Below are 17,057 nucleotides of genomic sequence, written 5' to 3'. Positions count from 1 at the left end.
TGCCTTAGCAAAATTTCTATTCATTTGATGAAAAATCCTGTCCTGACTCTCCACTTCATCTCTCCAACAACGCCACCACAATCATGAAAAAACTGTTGACCGTCGCAGCCTGCGCCCTTTCCCTGTCGATGCTCGCCGCGTGCAGCGGCCTCGATCGCAGCAAGGAAGAAGCGCTGAACCAGCAAGCCGGGATCGAAGTCACGCAGACCAGGGAAGGCGTGCAGGTCCGTCTGCCGGAGAAGGTCCTGTTCAACTTCAACGAATCGAGCTTGCGCCCTGACGCGGGCCCTGCCATTGCCCGCGTGGTGGTCGTGCTGAGCCGCACGCAGAAGCCGATGATCGTCGAAGGCCATACGGATAACGTCGGCACGCGTGAATATAACCAGCAACTGTCCGAAGCGCGCGCGAAGTCGGTCGCGGATGAACTCGAGCGCCGCGGCATCAGCGCGTCGCGCATCACGCTGGTGGGCTATGCATTCGATCGCCCCGTGGCGAGCAACGACACACCCGATGGCCGCGCGCGAAACCGTCGTACCGAGATCGTCGTGAAGGGCGAATCGCTCGAAGCGGTGATGGGCAAATAACGGCCAACTCGCTCACACAGGCGCCGTCCGGCGGCGCCTTGTTGTCGTGTCTTTTCGCGAGTGCGTGAAGGTTTGTCAAAAGATCGTCGAGCCTGTCGCCTACGGTCAACGTGAAGATTTTGAGACCGTTAGACCCGCTTCTCTTGCTGATTCGTGGCCTGTCGTGTCAACCGTTCGTCTTTTTGGATTACTAGGAATTTTTGGACTATTTGCCGGATGCGCGCAGCTTCCGTCCGGGCATCAGGCATCGAGCACGACTGGAATCGTGTCGACGCCAATCCAACCCGCCAACTCTGACAGCGTGTCGGATAACGCGAAGGGTCAATCCGAAGCCGTCGCACTTCGGCCAGCGGGTGCCGCGCCGCAAACGGGCCACGCCTCATGGTATGCGCGCAAGTTCGAGGGACGCCGCACCGCCAATGGAGAACGCTACGACGGTCACGCGTTGACGGCTGCGCATCGCACGCTGCCGTTCGGCACTTACGTGCGCGTGACGTCGCTGTCCACTGCGAAGTCGATCGTGGTTCGCATCAACGATCGCGGTCCGTTCGTCAAGGGACGCATCATCGATTTGTCTTATGCGGCGGCAAGCGCACTCGGCCTGACGCGAGCGCCTTCGATGGGCGTGCAGATTGAGCGCGTCGAAGAGCAAGCAGACACTCGAACGGCATCTGGTGGATCGGAATCTTGATCCGAAAGCTGGCGGCATCGCATTCACACGCGGCGAGACGGACGACACTCAGCGCCGTAGCCCGACATGTCGCACTTGCCGCGTGGTTCGTCGCATGGTGTGCGTCTGACGCATCCGCTGCACGCCGTCAGCCCGAGGCGCCCGTTTCAGGTAGCGCGCCGTCGCAGAGCCTCGACAAGCCCAAAGCCAAAGCCAACGCGAAGGCATCAAAACCCTCGCGCAAAACCCATCGGAAAACCAAAGCGGCTCGTCGGTCAGAAGTGTTTTACCGCTGGTCCGACGAACAGCTGATGTTGGGCGGCATCAGTCCATCGCGAATCGGCAAGCACGGCGATGACGCAAACGGTAAGCAGACAAGCGAAGGCGCGGCCTCCGCAAAATAGACGCCGCGCCCGTCACCCAGTCTTAAATCGACCCGCCGCTGTATCTCACGACATCGAGCAGCGCCTTCTTCCTGTCCTGATAGTGATACAGCGTGATCGCGCCTTCCTTCATGTCGCCGTGCGCGTCGAAGGCGATGTGCCCGATCACACCGTTGTAATCGGACATGGGCATCGCGGCGAGCACCTTCGCGGCGTCTGTGGTGTTGGCGCGCTTCATTGCATCGACGACCACGTACACGGCGTCGTAGGCGAACGGCGCATTGAAGAGAATCGGGCCGTTGAAACGCGCCTCGAAACGCTTTTCAAACTCGGCACCCTGCGGCATGCGCGACACCGCAAGACTCGCTTCGGAACAGACGAGATTGTTCACAGCGTCGCCCGCAAGCTCGGCCACTTTTTCCGTGCACGCGCCGTCGCCGCTCAGCACTTTCGCATTCAAACCAAGCGCCGCCGCTTGACGAATGAACGGACCGACCGTCGAATCCATCCCGCCGAACATGATGACATCCGGATGCGCGCTCTTGATGGTGGTGAGAATGGCGCGGAAGTCGGTGGACTTGTCGGTCGTGGCCTCGCGCGCGACGACGCGCCCGCCGCCCGCCTGGGCCGCCTTCGCGAACTCGTCGGCGAGGCCTTTGCCGTAGGCCGTTGCATCGTCGACGACGGCAATGGTCTTCGCGTTCAACGACTTCAGCGCATAATCGCCGAGCGCGGGCCCTTGCTGCGCATCCGTCGCGACCACGCGATACGCGCTCTTGTAGCCCTGTTTTGTATACTCGGGATTGGTCGACGACGGCGAGATCTCCACGATGTTCGCGTCGTTATAGATGCGCGACGCGGGAATCGACACACCCGAGTTCAGGTGGCCGATCACCGCGACGACATGCTCGTCGACGAACTTCTGTGCGATCTGCGTGCCTGTCTTCGGATCCGCCGCGTCGTCCTCGCCGTCGAGTTCGAGGCGCACCTTCTGCCCGCCGATCACGAGCCCCGACTTGTTGATTTCCTCGACAGCGAGCCGTGCGCCGTTCTCGTTGTCCTTGCCGAGATGGCTGCTGCCGCCCGTGAGCGGCCCCGCGTGGCCGATCGTCACCACCTGCCCGGCGACGGCGCCCTTGCCTTGCGCGGCCTCGTGCGATGGTGGATCTTTCTTGTCGCAACCCATCAGCGTCAGACTGGTCAGCGACACGCCGACCACGGTCAGTTTTGCCAGATTGTTCACGGCTTTCTCCTCCATGATTGTTTGAACTTCAACCTACCGTCGTTCGATTCGCATTCCGAATGAATACTCAAAAACGGTAGCACAGGGGAAAAGCCGGCACTGTAAAGATTAGTCAAGCGCGAAGCGCATTGAGCTCACCAACGACAAACGGGCTAGCCGAAGCTAGCCCGTTTGCTTTTACAGCGAACAAAACACTCGTCGATCAGGCCTCGGCCAGTTCGGCAGCCTGCGCGTCTTCCAGATCTTCGACACTCGTGCGGATCAGATGATCGAACGCGGCAAGCGATGCCTTCGCGCCTTCGCCCACAGCGATCACGATCTGCTTGAACGGCACCGTCGTCACGTCGCCGGCGGCGAACACGCCCGGCACCGAGGTCGCGCCCTTCGCATCGACGACGATCTCGCCGTGCTTCGACAGTTCGACCGTGCCCTTCAGCCATTCGGTGTTCGGCACCAGACCGATCTGCACGAACACGCCTTCCAGCTCGACATGCTTCGACTCGCCCGACGCACGGTCCGTGTAGGTCAGACCGTTGACCTTCTTGCCGTCGCCCGTGATTTCCGTCGTCTGTGCCTGAGTGATGACCACCACGTTCGCGAGGCTGCGCAGCTTGCGTTGCAGCACTTCGTCGGCGCGCAGTTGTGCGCCGAATTCGATCAGCGTCACATGGCTCACGACACCCGCCAGATCGATCGCCGCTTCGACGCCCGAGTTACCCCCGCCGACCACCGCGACGCGCTTGCCCTTGAACAGCGGACCATCGCAGTGCGGGCAGTACGCGACACCATGATTGCGGTATTCGCGCTCGCCCGGCACGTTGATCTCGCGCCAGCGCGCGCCCGTTGCCAGCACGATCGTCTTCGCCTTCAGCACCGCGCCGCTCGCGAGGCGCACTTCGTTGATCTTGCCGGGGATCAGCGCTTCGGCGCGCTGCACGTCCATCACGTCGACTTCATAGCTCTTCACGTGCTGCTCGAGCGCCGTGGCGAACTTCGGCCCTTCCGTTTCCTGCACCGACACGAAGTTTTCGATTGCAAGCGTGTCGAGTACCTGGCCGCCGAAGCGTTCCGCGACGACGCCCGTCGCAATGCCCTTGCGCGCCGAGTAGATCGCAGCCGCCGCGCCAGCAGGACCGCCGCCGACGATCAGCACGTCGAACACCGGCTTCTTCTCCAGTTCCTTCGCGGCGCGCGCGCCGGCGTTGGTGTCGAGCTTCGCGAGGATTTCCTTCACGCCGCTGCGGCCCTGGCCGAACACTTCGCCGTTCAGGAACATCGTCGGCACGGCCATGATCTGGCGCGACTCGACTTCGTTCTGGAACAGCGCGCCGTCGATTGCAACGTGCTGGATACGCGGGTTGATCAGCGCCATGATGTTGAGCGCCTGCACGACTTCCGGGCAGTTCTGGCACGACAGCGAGAAGTACGTCTCGAACGCGTAGTCGCCGTCGAGTTCGCGGATCTGCTGGATCACGGCGTCGTCGAGTTTGATCGGGTGGCCGCCCGTTTGCAGCAGCGCCAGCACCAGCGACGTGAATTCATGACCCATCGGAATGCCGGCGAAGCGGATGCCTGCCGCCTTGCCCGGTTCGCCGATCGAAAACGACGGCTTGCGCTCGTCGTCGCCGCGGCGTTCGATCACGCTGACGCGCTCCGACAGCGTGGCGATGTCGTTCAGCAGCGCGAGCATTTCCTGCGACTTCGCGCTGTCGTCGACGGAAGCGACGATCTCGATGGGACGGCTGACTTTCTCGAGGTAGGCTTTGAGTTGGGTCTTCAGATTCGCGTCGAGCATGGTTTTTCGAGTCCGTGGCGAGATGGGAATGAGAGGTTCGATTCGCGCCGATGCGTTACGACGAACGCGGCGCGTAAGGCAGTTCGCAAGGCTTGTGACCTTGCGGACTGCCTCACAACGGCGCCGCGCGAGGCGGCGCCGCTCAAGGCAGGATTTGCAGCGGGTAGCGTGTGGCTTCTAGCGAGCCGGCAACTTAGATCTTGCCGATCAGGTCCAGCGACGGCGTCAGCGTTTCAGCGCCCGGCGTCCACTTGGCGGGGCAGACTTCACCCGGATGCGCCGCGATGTATTGCGCAGCCTGCACCTTGCGCAGCAGTTCGCCGGCGTCACGGCCGATGCCGTTGTCGTGGATTTCGCACAGCTTGATCTCGCCTTCCGGGTTGATCACGAACGTGCCGCGCAGCGCCAGACCTTCTTCTTCGATCAGAACGTCGAAGTTGCGCGAGATTGCCAGCGTCGGGTCAGCGATCATCGGGTACTTGATCTTTTCGATCGTGTCCGACGTGTCGTGCCATGCCTTGTGCGTGAAGTGCGTATCCGTCGACACGCTGTAGATTTCGACGCCGAGTTTCTTGAATTCTTCGTAACGGTCGGCCAGATCGCCCAATTCGGTCGGGCACACGAACGTGAAGTCGGCCGGATAGAACACGACGACGGACCATTTGCCCTTGAAGCTTTCGTCGGTGACGGTCACGAAATCGCCATTGTGGTATGCGGTGGCCTTGAACGGTTTGACCTGGCTGTTGATGATCGGCATCTGATGCGTCCTCTTCGGTTGAGTGGGTTTGGGTGCTGCGATGGATTGGATTATGAAGAAGTCGCAGAATTTGATAAATTTGATTGTTGCGATGCACACCATTTAGATTTTCTATCGGCAAGCCAAAACCCTTGCCCCACAAGGGAAAGCGCCCCGGGCACGCGGGTTCGGGCACGGGTAGAATTGCAGAAAAAAATATCCGGCGAAGCGTTTTCAGCAGAGGTTTTTCGTTTGAGTGAGCTTCAACTGGGTTTTCTTCTCACCCGTCACTGGCGCGATACGGCGGCCGGCACGGAGGTCGAGTTCTGGCTCGCGACCGACGACGGTCCGCGCCATATCCGCCTGCGCCCGCAGCCGAACGTCGCGTTCCTGCCCGCCGCGCACCGCGAGCGCGCGGAAGACCTGCTGCATCGGGAGAAGAACGCCTCGTCGCGCGGCGTCGAACTGCGCCCGCTCGATTTGTGCGACTTCCAGCATCGGCCGGTGCTGGGGCTGTACTGCCCGCAGTACCGGCAACTGACCGGGCTCGACAAGCGTCTGAAGCAAGGCGGCGTCGACGTCTACGAAGCCGACGTGTTCCCGCCCGAGCGCTACATGATGGAGCGCTTCATCACCGCGCCCGTGCAGTTCGGCGGCGACGCGAATCCTGCCGGTCATGGCCCCCTGCTGAACGCCGACATGAAGCCTGCGAGCGGCTATCGCCCCAAGCTCAAGCTGGTGTCGCTGGATATCGAAACCAGCGCGCACGCCGAGCTGTATTCGATCGCGCTGGAAGGCTGCGGGCAGCGCCAGGTGTACATGCTCGGACCGCCGAACGGCGACGCTGCGGACATCGACTTCGCGCTCGAATATTGCGATACGCGGGCGCAACTGATCGAGCGGTTGATCGGGTGGCTGGAGACGCACGATCCCGATGCGATCATCGGCTGGAATGTCGTGCAGTTCGACCTGAAAGTGCTGCACGAAACCGCGCAAAAGTGTGGCGTGCCGCTGCGCATCGGGCGCGGCGGCGCGGTGATGGAATGGCGCGAGCATGGCCTGACGCAGAACCATTTCTTTGCGGGCGCGGCGGGGCGGCTGATCATCGACGGCATCGAGGCGCTGCGTTCGGCCACGTGGAGCTTTCCGTCGTTCAGCCTCGAATATGTCGCGCAGTCGGTGCTGGGCGAAGGCAAGTCGATCGACAACCCCTATCAGCGGATGGACGAAATCCAGCGCCGCTTCGACGAGGACAAGCCCGCGCTCGCCCGCTACAACCTGAAAGACTGCGAACTCGTCACGCGCATTTTCGACAAGACCGAGCTGCTGCGCTTCCTGCTCGAACGCGCGACGGTCACGGGGCTGCCCGCCGACCGCAGCGGCGGATCGGTGGCGGCGTTCACGCATCTGTATATGCCGCGCATGCACCGGCTCGGCTACGTCGCGCCGAATCTCGGCGACGTGGCGGGCGCGGCCAGCCCCGGCGGCTTCGTGATGGACTCGAAGCCCGGCCTCTACGATTCCGTGCTCGTGCTCGACTACAAGAGCCTGTATCCGTCGATCATTCGCACGTTTCTGATCGATCCCGTGGGACTGGTCGACGGCGTACGTCATCCCGACGACGAGCATTCCGTGCCCGGCTTCCTCGGCGCGCGTTTTTCGCGCGCGCATCACTGCCTGCCGTCGATCGTCGCGCAGGTGTGGGAAGGACGCGAAGCGGCGAAGCGTGAGCAGAACAAGCCGTTATCGCAGGCGCTGAAGATCATCATGAACGCGTTCTATGGCGTGCTCGGCTCGACGGGCTGCCGGTTCTTCGATCCGCGCCTTGCGTCGTCGATCACGATGCGCGGCCACGAGATCATGCACCGCACGCGGGAACTGATTGAAGCGCGCAGCTACGCGGTGATTTACGGCGACACGGATTCCACTTTTGTATGGCTGCGCCACGCGCATGACGAGGAAGACGCGGCGCGCATCGGACGCGAACTGGTAAGCGGAATCAATGCGTGGTGGCGCGAGCATTTGCGCGAGCGCTTCGGACTGGAGAGCGCGCTGGAACTGCAATTCGAGCGGCACTACAAGCGCTTTTTCATGCCGACCGTGCGCGGCGCGGAGGAAGGCAGCAAGAAGCGCTACGCGGGGTTGACTGTTATGCCTGACGGCAGTGAGGAGGTGGTCTACAAAGGTCTTGAAACCGTGCGCACGGATTGGACACCGCTTGCGCAGCGTTTTCAGCAGGAACTGTATCTGCGCATTTTCAAGCAGCAGCCGTATCGGGACTATGTGCGCGATTATGTGCGGCGCACGCTGGCGGGGGAGTTCGATGATCTGCTCGTGTATCGGAAGCGGCTGCGTCGGCCGCTCTCCGACTACGAGCGCAATGTACCGCCGCATGTGCGTGCTGCGCGAACCGCCGATGAGTTCAACCGGCAGCGCGGTCGGCCGCTTCAATATCAGAATGGTGGATGGATCAGTTATGTCATGACGGGTAGCGGGCCTGAGCCGCTTGAGACGCTGCGTTCGGAAATCGACTATGAGCACTATCTGACGCGGCAGCTTCAGCCTGTTGCGGATGCGATTTTGCCTTTGTTGAAGGATGATTTTGCTACGTTGGCTTCGGGGCAGAGGGTATTGTTCTGAGCGGTTTTTTTTGTCTTGCGACGCTGGGGTGGTGTTTTTGTTTTTTTTGCTGGCATCCGCGTGATGTTATTGGTTCGCAAGCGTTGCCCCTGTGCGGGGCGGCACCTACTTTTCTTTGCCGCCGCAAAGAAAAGTAGGCAAAAGAAAGCGGCTCACACCGCCAGTTCTTGTGTTTGCCTGAGGGCCCCCACAGGGTCTTACACTTCAAACGGCAACCACATGAACCACGTTCGTTGCCAGCGCTCTTGCAGTGCGCCTCACCCGCTTCACACGCCCGCACTACAGCACGCCGAGCCAGATCGTCCACGGCCGCCCAGGTGGCAAACTGTGTGTAGGCCCAGGTACTCCCCACGCCTCACTTCGGACCGATAGCGCACGCGCCCCACACTGTAGGAGCGCCAAGCTATACGCCGCGACAACCTACACACAGTTTGCCACCTGGGCGGCACATACCATTCGCTGCCACATGCCTTTGTACGGGTATTCGAAGCGGGTGAGGCGCTTATTTGGAGCGTTGGCAACGCACGCAAACAAAGATGTTGCCGTGTGAAGGGTGGGGCCGTAGGGGGCCGTGGATGGGAATTCGGGCTGGCGGTGTGAGCCGCTTTCTTTTGCCTACTTTTCTTTGCGGCGGCAAAGAAAAGTAGGTGCCGCCCCGCACAGGGGCAACGCTTGCGAACCAATAACATCACGCGGATGCCAGCGCTAAGCCCAGAACACCGAACGGCAACGCCAAAAGGATGAAGGCAAAACGCGGATGCCAGCGAAAAAACAAAAACACGGCCCCAGCGTCGCAGACAAAAAACCAACCCACTAAACACTCTGCTCAACAGGCACAACCACCACCTCAACCCGCTGCGCCCCGCGCAAAACACTCACACTCACAGAGCGGCCGATCCTCGACCCATCCAGCACGCGCTGCAGCGCATCAACCCCTTCAACAACCTCCCCATCCACCGCAATGATCGTGTCATCCGTCCGCAGCCCGCCGAGCGCAGCCGGACTCCCCTTTACGATCTCCATCACCCGCACGCCGCTTTCCGACTCCAGCGCAAAATACCGCTGCACACGCCGCGGCAACGCGAAAGTCGTCCCCGCCACGCCGATATAAGCGCGCCGCACGCGCCCGTGCGCAAAAATCTGCATGATGACCCACTTCGCGGTATCGATCGCCGTCGCGAAACTGATCGACTGCGCGCCCGGAATGATCGCCGTGTTCACGCCGATCACCTGCCCCGCCGAGTTGATCAGCGGCCCGCCCGAATTACCGGGATTCAGCGCGGCATCCGTCTGGATCACGTCGTAGATCATGCGGCCCGAGTTCGATCGCAGCGAGCGGCCGAGCGCGGAAACGACGCCCGCCGTCACCGTCTGCTCGAGTCCGAGCGGATTGCCGACGGCGACAGCGATCTGCCCGACACGCAGCTTGCCCGATTCGCCAAGCGCGACATGCGGCAGCGGCTCCGGCGAGCCGATGCGCAACACGGCAAGGTCGCTGTGCGGATCGTCGCCGACCAGATCGGCGTCGAACTTCGTGCCGTCGGCGAGTTGCACCCGGATATGCGTCGCGCCGTGCACCACGTGGCTGTTGGTCAAAAGATATCCGTCGGGCGTAAAAATGAAACCCGAGCCGGTGCCCGCGCGCGCGTGGCGCTCCGGCGCGCCCGGCACGCGGCGCTCGACAGTGATGAAGACGACGGCCGCCCGCACCCGTTCGAGCGCATCGATGACGGTGCGCGAATAGGCGTCGAGGAGTGCGTCGTCTTCGGACGATCCGGCGGCAGCGGCGCTCGGCAGCGCACCCGACAGATCGTCGACAAAACGGGGACGGCTTCCCATGACAAGGCTCCGTATAAACGAGAGCCGCACATGCAGGGCAGGCAAGCCGTTTTCAAGCGCGGCAGCCGGCGAAGGAAAAACAGCGAGGCCAGCCGCCGGAGGAGAGGCGTCAGATGAGCCTGAGGTTGCGGATGCGGCCGATGCGCGGCGAACGTTCGAGTATCAGCTTCTCGATCGCCTCCGCCAGGAGCGCCTTGGGAATGTTCGACGGCACATCCGACACCAGTTGCGACGGCACATTCACGATGAAGTCGTCGGGGGCGGTGGCGAGGCTGTGCTCGTAGGTAACGCGGTAGTCCATGCTGGGTGTGCGAAAACGTAGATGATGTTGCGAAGTCGTGGCGTCGGAAGGCGCGGCGCTATCGCGCGGGCGCATTCTTTCCGAGATCGTACCGCAGACCCGCAGCGCGCGCGGCACAGCGTGCGCCATCAATGTGCGCCGCCGAACGCCTGCCATCCTCGGGCCACGTGTCGCGCCGCGCAAAAAAGCCGGACGGGACGCTCACGCGCCCACGTCCGGCTGCTTCAGGTCTCGATCGCGTAATCTTTCTGGATAAATCGCGGTCATACGGCCTTCAACGGCCCTGCCGCTGCCGTGCGGCCGCGCTTACCGGTGCCATCCGCCATGGCCCCAGCAGCAGCTATAGCCGATGCCGACGTTTACCGACGGCCCCGCGTAATACCCCGGTGCGTAGCCATAGGCCGGCGCGTAACCATAACCATACGGCGGCGCGACGACGCAGCCTCCCAAACCGATCGTCGCCAAAGCGACGGCTGCCAGCGTCAGAAGCTTTTTCATGGTCGTTCTCCCTTCTCTTCTGTCATTTGAGCAGACGCTACAGAAGACGTGCGTGACCACTTGTGACGGCGCATTACGGCTCGATACGAACGGGCAGCCACCGCGCCTCCCACCCGACCCGCGCAAGAAAGGAGCCCGCGCAACCCAGGGCCTTTACGTGCAGACCGCGCACTAACAGTTGCTTACCATTCGCCGGGACGTGGAGGAAGCAGCCGGCTCGCTCACAGGCACATTTCGATGACGGCGGTATGAATCCGGAATCGGCCTCTGTTCGACCAATTGAACGCGAGCCCCGCAGCGCACACTGCAGTCATGCCAGTGCACTGAGGAGCCTGAAATGTCTTCCCGTCATGACCGAAGCAACCCGTTCGAACCCGACGCGCTCGACACGCCGGAATGGCACAACCCGCAGGACTATCCGCAAGCGGAGCTGATGCGCGGCTTGCAGCTCGCGTCCGACACGGTGCTGCGCCTCGCGACCCAGACGCACTCCGCCGTCGCGCGTGGCGACGCGGTCAGCGCGGAACTGGCGCGTGTGTCGCTGGAGAAGCAGCTTGCACTGACCACGCGGCTGATCGACGAGCTTCTGTTCGACGGCGAGACGCAGCACACGACGCACTGACCGGCCGCCCGCGCGACCGGGCGAACTGAACATAACGGCAGCAACCGCACCAACCGCAGCGCCGACCGACTGAGACTGGAACTGGAAATGAACGTTTTGACTGTAATTCTCTGCATCTGGGCCATGGTGGCGTTGTGCGCAGTGCTGTTCATCCGCGGCGCAAGCCCGCGTGTCGAGCGTCCCAGCAAGGCGAAGCAGACGCGGACCTCGCGCTTTTCCATCGCCGAGTAAATCTTCCGCCGATGTGGCGAGGCTGCGCAGACCGTCAGCGCCCTCGCCGGCCGACCGGCACTTTCCGAAGTTGCTGTCCCGACAGTCCGATAACGCGCCGCCGCGCGCTATCGTGCCCTTTTTTCAGGTCAGCCCGTCGTCGCGCCTAGCGACGGCAGCGCCACCTGCCCTTCCTGAGCCGCCGGCTCCGGCCAGCGCATACGCTCGACGGTGATCTGCCGCCGCGCCGCCTCCTCCACGAACGCATCGAGCGTGTCACGAATATCCCGGTCGATGAAATCGGCACGCTCCGCGTCGATCAGCACCGTCGCGCGGTCCGGAATCTGCGCGAGACAGCGCGTGAGCATCGGCTTCGACAGGAAGGTCGCGTCCTTGCGCAGCACCAGCAGATAGTGATCGTCGTGACACGTCAGCGTGAAGGTGCGCGACAGGTTCGCGCGCAGCGCGAGCACCGCGCTCGTCGCGATGCCGATGCCAATGCCGATCAGCAGGTCCGTTGCCAGCACGCCCGCGATCGTTGCCGCAAACGGCACGAACCGGTCGACGCCTTCGCGCGCCATCGCCGCGAACAGCGCCGGCTTCGCGAGCTTGTAGCCCGTATGAATCAGGATCGCCGCCAGACACGCGAGCGGAATCAGGTTCAGCACGGCCGTCAGCGCGAACACGCTCGCCAGCAGCAGCACGCCGTGAATCACGGCCGACATGCGCGTCTGCGCGCCCGCGTTCACATTCGCCGAACTGCGCACGATCACGGCCGTCAGCGGCAAGCCGCCAAGCACGGCCGCCACCATATTGCCCACGCCCTGTGCCTTCAGCTCGCGGTCCGGCGACGCGCGGCGGCGCTTCGGATCGATCTGTTCGACGGCTTCGAGGCTCAGCAGGGTTTCCAGACTCGCGACCACCGCGAGCGTCAAGCCGACGCGCCAGACGTCGGCCTCGACGAGCTGCGTGAAGTCGGGCATCGAAATCGCGCCTGTCAGCGCGGCGAACGAATCCAGCGACACCAGCGACACCCGGTGCTCAGCCGGCACCGCAAGCGCGGGCGCGAGCACATCGAGCGCAAGCGTCACGCCGATCCCGAGCGCGACGACCGCGAGCGGCCCCGGCAGCATCCGCACGATGGCGTAGCGCTTCGCGCGCGGCGTCTCCCATGCGAACAGCATCGCCAGCGAGACGAGCGCGAGCGCCGTCGTCACCATCGACAGGTCGCCGAACGGCGTCGCGAGCATGGCCGCGTGCGCGACGTTGGCATCCGCACCGCTTACGAGCCCGACGCCGAGCGGAATCTGCTTGACGATCAGGATGATGCCGATCGAAGCCAGCATGCCCTTGATGACGGCGACGGGCACGAAGCTGGCAAGCTGTCCCGCGCGCAGCAGGCCAAAGCCGATCTGCAACGCGCCCGCGATCAGCACGGCGGCGAGAAACGCGGAGAAACTGCCGAGCGACGCGATCGCCGATACGACGATCACGACAAGGCCGGCCGCGGGCCCGCTCACGCTCAGATGCGAGCCGCTGAGCACCGCGACGACCAGTCCGCCGACGATGCCGGACACCAGCCCGGCAAACGGATCGACGCCGGACGCAGTGGCGATGCCGAGACACAGCGGCAGCGCGACGAGAAACACGACGATACCCGCGAAGACATCGCTGCGCAGGTTCGACAAACGGGAAACAGGTGGAGTGTGCATGGTATCCGCAAGGTCGAGTTGAGCCACGCCGCCGGCGACGTGCGCAGGCGGCTCGTTGGTCTTACGTGTGAAAAGGCGTGAGCCGGTATGAAAAGGGGCGTGGCCCGAAGCTCGCTACGCGGCGACGGATTGATGCGCTTCGGCGTGCATTCCGGCGATGTCGCGGGCTTCGTCCATATCGGTGAGTTGCGTGATGAGCCCTGCGCGCAGCCCGAAAATCCAGCCGTGCACCTGCGGCGGACGCGGCGCGCGGCGCACGATGGGCGACTCGCGCAACAGGCGCACCTGCTCGATCACGTTCAACTCCGCGAAGCGGTCGACACGTTCGTCGAAGTCCGCGATCGCATGCAGTTCGTCGCGATGACGTCCGGCCAGCTCGCGCAAACCGGCGATACGGCGATTCACGATGGGCAGCGCATCCGAGGGCGGCGACAGCGCGGCGCGCACGCCGCCGCAATGGTGATGCCCGCAGATGATCACGTGCTCCACCTTTAGCGCATGCACTGCGTATTCGATCACGCTCGATGTGTTGCCGTCGTCGGACGTGTAGAGATTCGCGATGTTGCGATGAACGAACAACTCGCCCGGCTGCGCATTGGTGATGCGCTCGGCGGGCACGCGGCTATCGGAGCAGCCGATCCACAGGAAGCGCGGCTGCTGACCACGCGCGAGTTCCGAGAAGAACTCGGGCTCGCGCGTCGAGACCTCTTGCGACCATGCCAGATTGGAAAGCAATAAGCGTTTTGGATGATTCATCGATCGTGCTCCTGCCGGGTTCGGAATTGAACGGAGTCAGTCCATCGCGGACCAACGCGATGGTGTTTACGAAAAGCTTACGGCAAGAAGGTTCCGAAAAAAAATCAACAAAAATCATTTGATGCCGGCTGCATCGGATGCCCGGAAAGCGTGCATACATGCGGCTTTCGGGACTTTTATGTCGTTTGCGTGATGGGTTGCACCGCTATGAAGCGGCACTTTCCGGAAGCGGGAATTTTTTGTCATTGATTTTTGTCAAGCGTGCCAGGTTTGATCAACCTTGACAGCGACGTCAACGACGATGAACCGGCGACGACGCGTCGCGATCCGATAGAAGAAATGAAAACGTTGAAGCCCTCGAACGAGGGCTTCGATGTCACTGCAACAGGCCGGAAACTAGCGGCCCGTTCGCGTGCTCATTGCGCACTGACCTCGATGGCGTCCACACGGTCGCGATAGAACGCCACATGTTCCCGGATCGACTCGACGGCTTCGTACGGGCTTTCGTAACTCCACACCGCATTGATGGACCGCTCGCCGCCGGCGGGAATGCTGTAGTAGCTGCACTCGCCCTTATACGGGCAATACGTCGAATGATCGGTGCGCTCGAGCAGCGACATGTCGACGTCCTTGCGCGGAATGTAGAGCACTTCCGGGTACGCGGCTTCGTGGAAAGACAGCGCGTCGGTGCTGTCGGCGATCTTGTGTCCCGCCACGGACACGACCACGCGCGATGCGCTTTTTGCAATCGTGATGGGATGATCGGGTCCGGGAATCTTCACTGTCTTGTGCATGACGGCGTGTCCTTGCGATGGAAACAGGTTGTGGCCGGGCGGCGAAATACCGTCCGAGTATGGCCGCCCGCCTTGCGATGTCAAGACAAGACCTTGCGCCGCGTGGCGGCTATCGGGCGTTTCCGCGCGCGACCGGTGTGCATATGCATCGCCGGACAGCCTGATCCAGCAAGCGATTGGCGTCGATTGCCGCTGCCGTGCCGTCCCATTGTTTGAGTTAGATAAATTGAGTGTTCATTTAGCTGGCATTTATCTGCCAATGGCAAGCCGTTAGGATGCACGCCATGTGACCGGTCATCCGTGCCGGCCGCGAAAGCTGATTGCAACGCTGTGATGCAGCGTGAGGCCGCTCCCATCGTTCGCCGTCAGGGCGCAGCGACGCGCGGCGCATGCGTTTTCGCCCGCGCGCAAGTGGCCGCAATGGTGGCTGCCGGGTGGCCATGACAAGCAGAACGTAAGGTTCTGCCTGATCGAAGAGTCGCCTCGATGGGCAACGCTTTAACGAGGAGTCGACGTGAGCAGGATTGGAACTGCAACAGGCACGATGCCTGAACCCAGGCCTCGCGCCCACGCAAACCGGCGCGCGAACGGTGAGCCGGAACTGCGTCGCAAGGAAACGCTATACGCCGACCTTCGGTCCGAGCCTGCAGGCGGCGGCATGGCGCCTGCCGCGCCCGCGCTGCACGACCCATGGACCGCGACGATCTCGCGGCTCGGCAAGTCGCCCACGCAGGACAGCAAGCTCGCATCGTCGGACAAATGCGACAAGGGCGCATGCGCCGCGCGTCCCGCGCGCCGCAGCGCCACCGCCGAACGCGCGCAAACGGCTGCGAGCCAGCATAGCGACGCGGTGATCACGTTCGTCGAACGCTTCGGCGCCAAGTCAATTTCGATCACGTGGCGCGATTCGACGGCCGGCCGCTATACCGAGCAGCTGTGGGTGCGCCGCATTGCGCGCTCGCGCGGCGTGTGCGCGCTGACGGGCGCCAGCATCGTACGCGGCGATGCCGTCTACGGACCGTTCAGCCGTCCGTCGAGCCGGCCGCGCAACATGTCGCAGATGATCCTCGCGGAACAGCTCGACGACCTCGAATGATCGACACGGCGCGCACGCGCTACACTTCGGACGCGCACGGCGAGCGTGCGACGCGCCGCCCGCGCTGACACGCCGGGCGGCGCTTTCAGTTCCGGAGACCTGCCATGGCTACACAAGCCGATGTGGCGCGCACGGCGCCCGTCAAGCTGCACTCCGCGTCGTCGGCGACGATCGACGGCACGACTAACACGAGTGCAATGGATCGCTTCGGCTCGCTCAACATCTTCGTGCGCGCCGCCGAAACCCGCAGTTTCACTGAAGCGGGCCGCCAGATCGGCATCTCGGCTTCCGCAGTCGGCAAGGCCATTTCACGGCTGGAAACACGGCTCGGCGCGCGGCTCTTTCATCGCAGCACGCGCAGCATCACGCTGACGCCCGAAGGCGCGCAGTTTCTCACGCGCTGCCAGCGCATCTTCGAGGAGATCGAGGCTGCGGAGAGCGAACTCGCGCTCGCGCATGCCGCGCCGCGCGGCAAGCTGCGCGTGAGCATGCCGATGGTCACGAAGCTGCTGATGCCCGTGATCGGCGAGTTCATGAAGGCGTACCCCGAGATCGTGCTGGACATCGACTTCAGCGATCGCATGGTCGATATCATCGAAGAAGGCTTCGACGTCGTGATGCGCACGGGTGACGTCAACGACTCGCAACTGATCACGCGAACGATGGGCACGTATGTGCATCTGATCGTCGCTTCGCCCGCCTACCTCGCGAAGCATCCGCCGCTCACGACACCTGAGGCGCTCGTTCATCATGCGTGTCTTCAGCATCGCTTTCCAACTACGGGCAAGCTGCGCCGCTGGCCGCTCGAACGCGATGGCGAATCGATCGATATCGACTTGCCCACGACCGCCGTCGCCACCGCCGTCGAGCCGCTGATCGCGATGGCCGAGCAGGATCTCGGCCTTGCCTGTGTGCCCGATTTCACGGTGCGCGCGCAGGTGGAGAGCGGCACGCTCGTCCCGGTTCTGCGCGAATACTCCGGCGCGCTCAGCGTGTTTCGCGCACTGTGGCCTTCAGGCGGGCAACTGACGCCGAAAATGCGGGCCTTCGTCGACTTCATGAGCGTGCATCTTTTTCCCGCGGAAACCACTGTGAAGACACACTCGCGCAGCGACTGAGCCGATGCGCGCAATGCTGTCAACGGGCTGCAAATCGTACAATGTGTGCGCGTTGTTTTC

At 62.9% G+C, this 17,057-nt stretch carries 16 protein-coding genes; 7 read left to right on the top strand and 9 right to left on the bottom strand.

What is annotated here, in order from left to right; all coding sequences use genetic code 11:
- Positions 1–83 precede the first annotated feature (83 nt).
- A complete protein-coding gene (locus tag PPGU16_RS27530; RefSeq protein ID WP_180723536.1) occupies positions 84–584 on the top strand; it encodes an OmpA family protein in 501 nt (166 codons plus the stop codon).
- 265 nt (positions 585–849) lie between these two features.
- On the top strand, positions 850–1,275 hold the full coding sequence (locus PPGU16_RS27525; RefSeq protein WP_434064428.1) for a septal ring lytic transglycosylase RlpA family protein: 426 nt from the start codon (positions 850–852) through the stop codon (positions 1,273–1,275).
- Positions 1,276–1,680: 405 nt separating this feature from the next.
- Here PPGU16_RS27525 and PPGU16_RS27520 read toward each other — a convergent pair whose 3' ends face one another.
- The 3 genes from PPGU16_RS27520 to ahpC all read right to left on the bottom strand — a co-directional run bounded on the left by PPGU16_RS27520 (position 1,681) and on the right by ahpC (position 5,432).
- Positions 1,681–2,823, bottom strand: a complete 1,143-nt coding sequence (locus PPGU16_RS27520) for a branched-chain amino acid ABC transporter substrate-binding protein (protein ID WP_434064434.1) — start codon at positions 2,821–2,823, stop codon at positions 1,681–1,683.
- A 259-nt stretch (positions 2,824–3,082) separates the two neighbouring features.
- Positions 3,083–4,675 (bottom strand): alkyl hydroperoxide reductase subunit F, encoded by a 1,593-nt coding sequence (gene ahpF / locus PPGU16_RS27515; RefSeq protein ID WP_180723533.1) that lies wholly within the window; start codon positions 4,673–4,675, stop codon positions 3,083–3,085.
- A gap of 193 nt (positions 4,676–4,868) precedes the next feature.
- Complete coding sequence (gene ahpC, locus PPGU16_RS27510) at positions 4,869–5,432, bottom strand: alkyl hydroperoxide reductase subunit C (RefSeq protein ID WP_180723532.1); 564 nt, start codon at positions 5,430–5,432, stop codon at positions 4,869–4,871.
- Positions 5,433–5,663: 231 nt separating this feature from the next.
- Between ahpC and PPGU16_RS27505 the strand changes: the two genes are divergently transcribed.
- On the top strand, positions 5,664–8,051 hold the full coding sequence (locus tag PPGU16_RS27505) for a DNA polymerase II (protein WP_180723531.1): 2,388 nt from the start codon (positions 5,664–5,666) through the stop codon (positions 8,049–8,051).
- An 813-nt stretch (positions 8,052–8,864) separates the two neighbouring features.
- Here the strand turns inward: PPGU16_RS27505 and PPGU16_RS27500 are convergent.
- From PPGU16_RS27500 to PPGU16_RS27490, 3 genes are all read right to left on the bottom strand, one after another.
- Positions 8,865–9,890: a S1C family serine protease gene (locus PPGU16_RS27500; RefSeq protein ID WP_180723530.1), complete on the bottom strand. Its 1,026-nt coding sequence runs from the start codon at positions 9,888–9,890 to the stop codon at positions 8,865–8,867.
- Positions 9,891–9,999: 109 nt separating this feature from the next.
- Positions 10,000–10,191 (bottom strand): hypothetical protein, encoded by a 192-nt coding sequence (locus PPGU16_RS27495; RefSeq protein WP_180725230.1) that lies wholly within the window; start codon positions 10,189–10,191, stop codon positions 10,000–10,002.
- Between the two features lie 306 nt (positions 10,192–10,497).
- Positions 10,498–10,689, bottom strand: a complete 192-nt coding sequence (locus PPGU16_RS27490; protein ID WP_180723529.1) for a hypothetical protein — start codon at positions 10,687–10,689, stop codon at positions 10,498–10,500.
- A 337-nt stretch (positions 10,690–11,026) separates the two neighbouring features.
- On the opposite strand from PPGU16_RS27490, the gene PPGU16_RS27485 reads away from it, so the two are divergent.
- Both PPGU16_RS27485 and PPGU16_RS27480 read left to right on the top strand, forming a co-directional pair.
- Positions 11,027–11,311: a hypothetical protein gene (locus PPGU16_RS27485; RefSeq protein ID WP_180723528.1), complete on the top strand. Its 285-nt coding sequence runs from the start codon at positions 11,027–11,029 to the stop codon at positions 11,309–11,311.
- 87 nt (positions 11,312–11,398) lie between these two features.
- Positions 11,399–11,542, top strand: coding sequence for a hypothetical protein (locus tag PPGU16_RS27480; protein ID WP_180723527.1), 144 nt, complete (start codon positions 11,399–11,401; stop codon positions 11,540–11,542).
- 128 nt (positions 11,543–11,670) lie between these two features.
- Here PPGU16_RS27480 and PPGU16_RS27475 read toward each other — a convergent pair whose 3' ends face one another.
- The 3 genes from PPGU16_RS27475 to PPGU16_RS27465 form a co-directional block, all read right to left on the bottom strand.
- The gene (locus PPGU16_RS27475; protein ID WP_180723526.1) at positions 11,671–13,233 is read right to left on the bottom strand and encodes a SulP family inorganic anion transporter; all 1,563 of its coding nucleotides are present in this window, start codon (positions 13,231–13,233) and stop codon (positions 11,671–11,673) included.
- A gap of 114 nt (positions 13,234–13,347) precedes the next feature.
- On the bottom strand, positions 13,348–13,989 hold the full coding sequence (locus PPGU16_RS27470; RefSeq protein WP_180723525.1) for a carbonic anhydrase: 642 nt from the start codon (positions 13,987–13,989) through the stop codon (positions 13,348–13,350).
- Positions 13,990–14,405: 416 nt separating this feature from the next.
- Positions 14,406–14,783: a DUF427 domain-containing protein gene (locus PPGU16_RS27465; RefSeq protein ID WP_180723524.1), complete on the bottom strand. Its 378-nt coding sequence runs from the start codon at positions 14,781–14,783 to the stop codon at positions 14,406–14,408.
- Between the two features lie 514 nt (positions 14,784–15,297).
- Here PPGU16_RS27465 and PPGU16_RS27460 point away from each other — a divergent pair.
- Together PPGU16_RS27460 and PPGU16_RS27455 are read left to right on the top strand one after the other, a co-directional pair.
- Positions 15,298–15,879: a DUF3331 domain-containing protein gene (locus PPGU16_RS27460; protein ID WP_180723523.1), complete on the top strand. Its 582-nt coding sequence runs from the start codon at positions 15,298–15,300 to the stop codon at positions 15,877–15,879.
- Positions 15,880–15,983: 104 nt separating this feature from the next.
- Positions 15,984–16,997: a LysR family transcriptional regulator gene (locus tag PPGU16_RS27455; protein ID WP_180723522.1), complete on the top strand. Its 1,014-nt coding sequence runs from the start codon at positions 15,984–15,986 to the stop codon at positions 16,995–16,997.
- Positions 16,998–17,057 lie beyond the last annotated feature (60 nt).

Origin of the sequence: Paraburkholderia largidicola (genome assembly GCF_013426895.1) — a bacterium.
GTDB classification, from domain to species: Bacteria; Pseudomonadota; Gammaproteobacteria; order Burkholderiales; family Burkholderiaceae; genus Paraburkholderia; species Paraburkholderia largidicola.
The sequence above is the reverse complement of the archived record's forward strand: the minus strand, read 5'-3'. Positions and strand labels throughout refer to the sequence as shown.

Bases quoted from the DNA above. Each gene is read 5' to 3' on its own strand.
- ahpC (WP_180723532.1), bottom strand. From the start codon at position 5,432: ATGCCGATCATCAACAGCCAGGTCAAACCGTTCAAGGCCACCGCATAC.
- PPGU16_RS27480 (WP_180723527.1), top strand. From the start codon at position 11,399: ATGAACGTTTTGACTGTAATTCTCTGCATCTGGGCCATGGTGGCGTTG.
- PPGU16_RS27530 (WP_180723536.1), top strand. From the start codon at position 84: ATGAAAAAACTGTTGACCGTCGCAGCCTGCGCCCTTTCCCTGTCGATG.
- PPGU16_RS27490 (WP_180723529.1), bottom strand. From the start codon at position 10,689: ATGAAAAAGCTTCTGACGCTGGCAGCCGTCGCTTTGGCGACGATCGGT.
- PPGU16_RS27495 (WP_180725230.1), bottom strand. From the start codon at position 10,191: ATGGACTACCGCGTTACCTACGAGCACAGCCTCGCCACCGCCCCCGAC.
- PPGU16_RS27470 (WP_180723525.1), bottom strand. From the start codon at position 13,989: ATGAATCATCCAAAACGCTTATTGCTTTCCAATCTGGCATGGTCGCAA.
- ahpF (WP_180723533.1), bottom strand. From the start codon at position 4,675: ATGCTCGACGCGAATCTGAAGACCCAACTCAAAGCCTACCTCGAGAAA.
- PPGU16_RS27500 (WP_180723530.1), bottom strand. From the start codon at position 9,890: ATGGGAAGCCGTCCCCGTTTTGTCGACGATCTGTCGGGTGCGCTGCCG.
- PPGU16_RS27465 (WP_180723524.1), bottom strand. From the start codon at position 14,783: ATGCACAAGACAGTGAAGATTCCCGGACCCGATCATCCCATCACGATT.
- PPGU16_RS27520 (WP_434064434.1), bottom strand. From the start codon at position 2,823: ATGGGTTGCGACAAGAAAGATCCACCATCGCACGAGGCCGCGCAAGGC.
- PPGU16_RS27455 (WP_180723522.1), top strand. From the start codon at position 15,984: ATGGCTACACAAGCCGATGTGGCGCGCACGGCGCCCGTCAAGCTGCAC.
- PPGU16_RS27485 (WP_180723528.1), top strand. From the start codon at position 11,027: ATGTCTTCCCGTCATGACCGAAGCAACCCGTTCGAACCCGACGCGCTC.
- PPGU16_RS27475 (WP_180723526.1), bottom strand. From the start codon at position 13,233: ATGCACACTCCACCTGTTTCCCGTTTGTCGAACCTGCGCAGCGATGTC.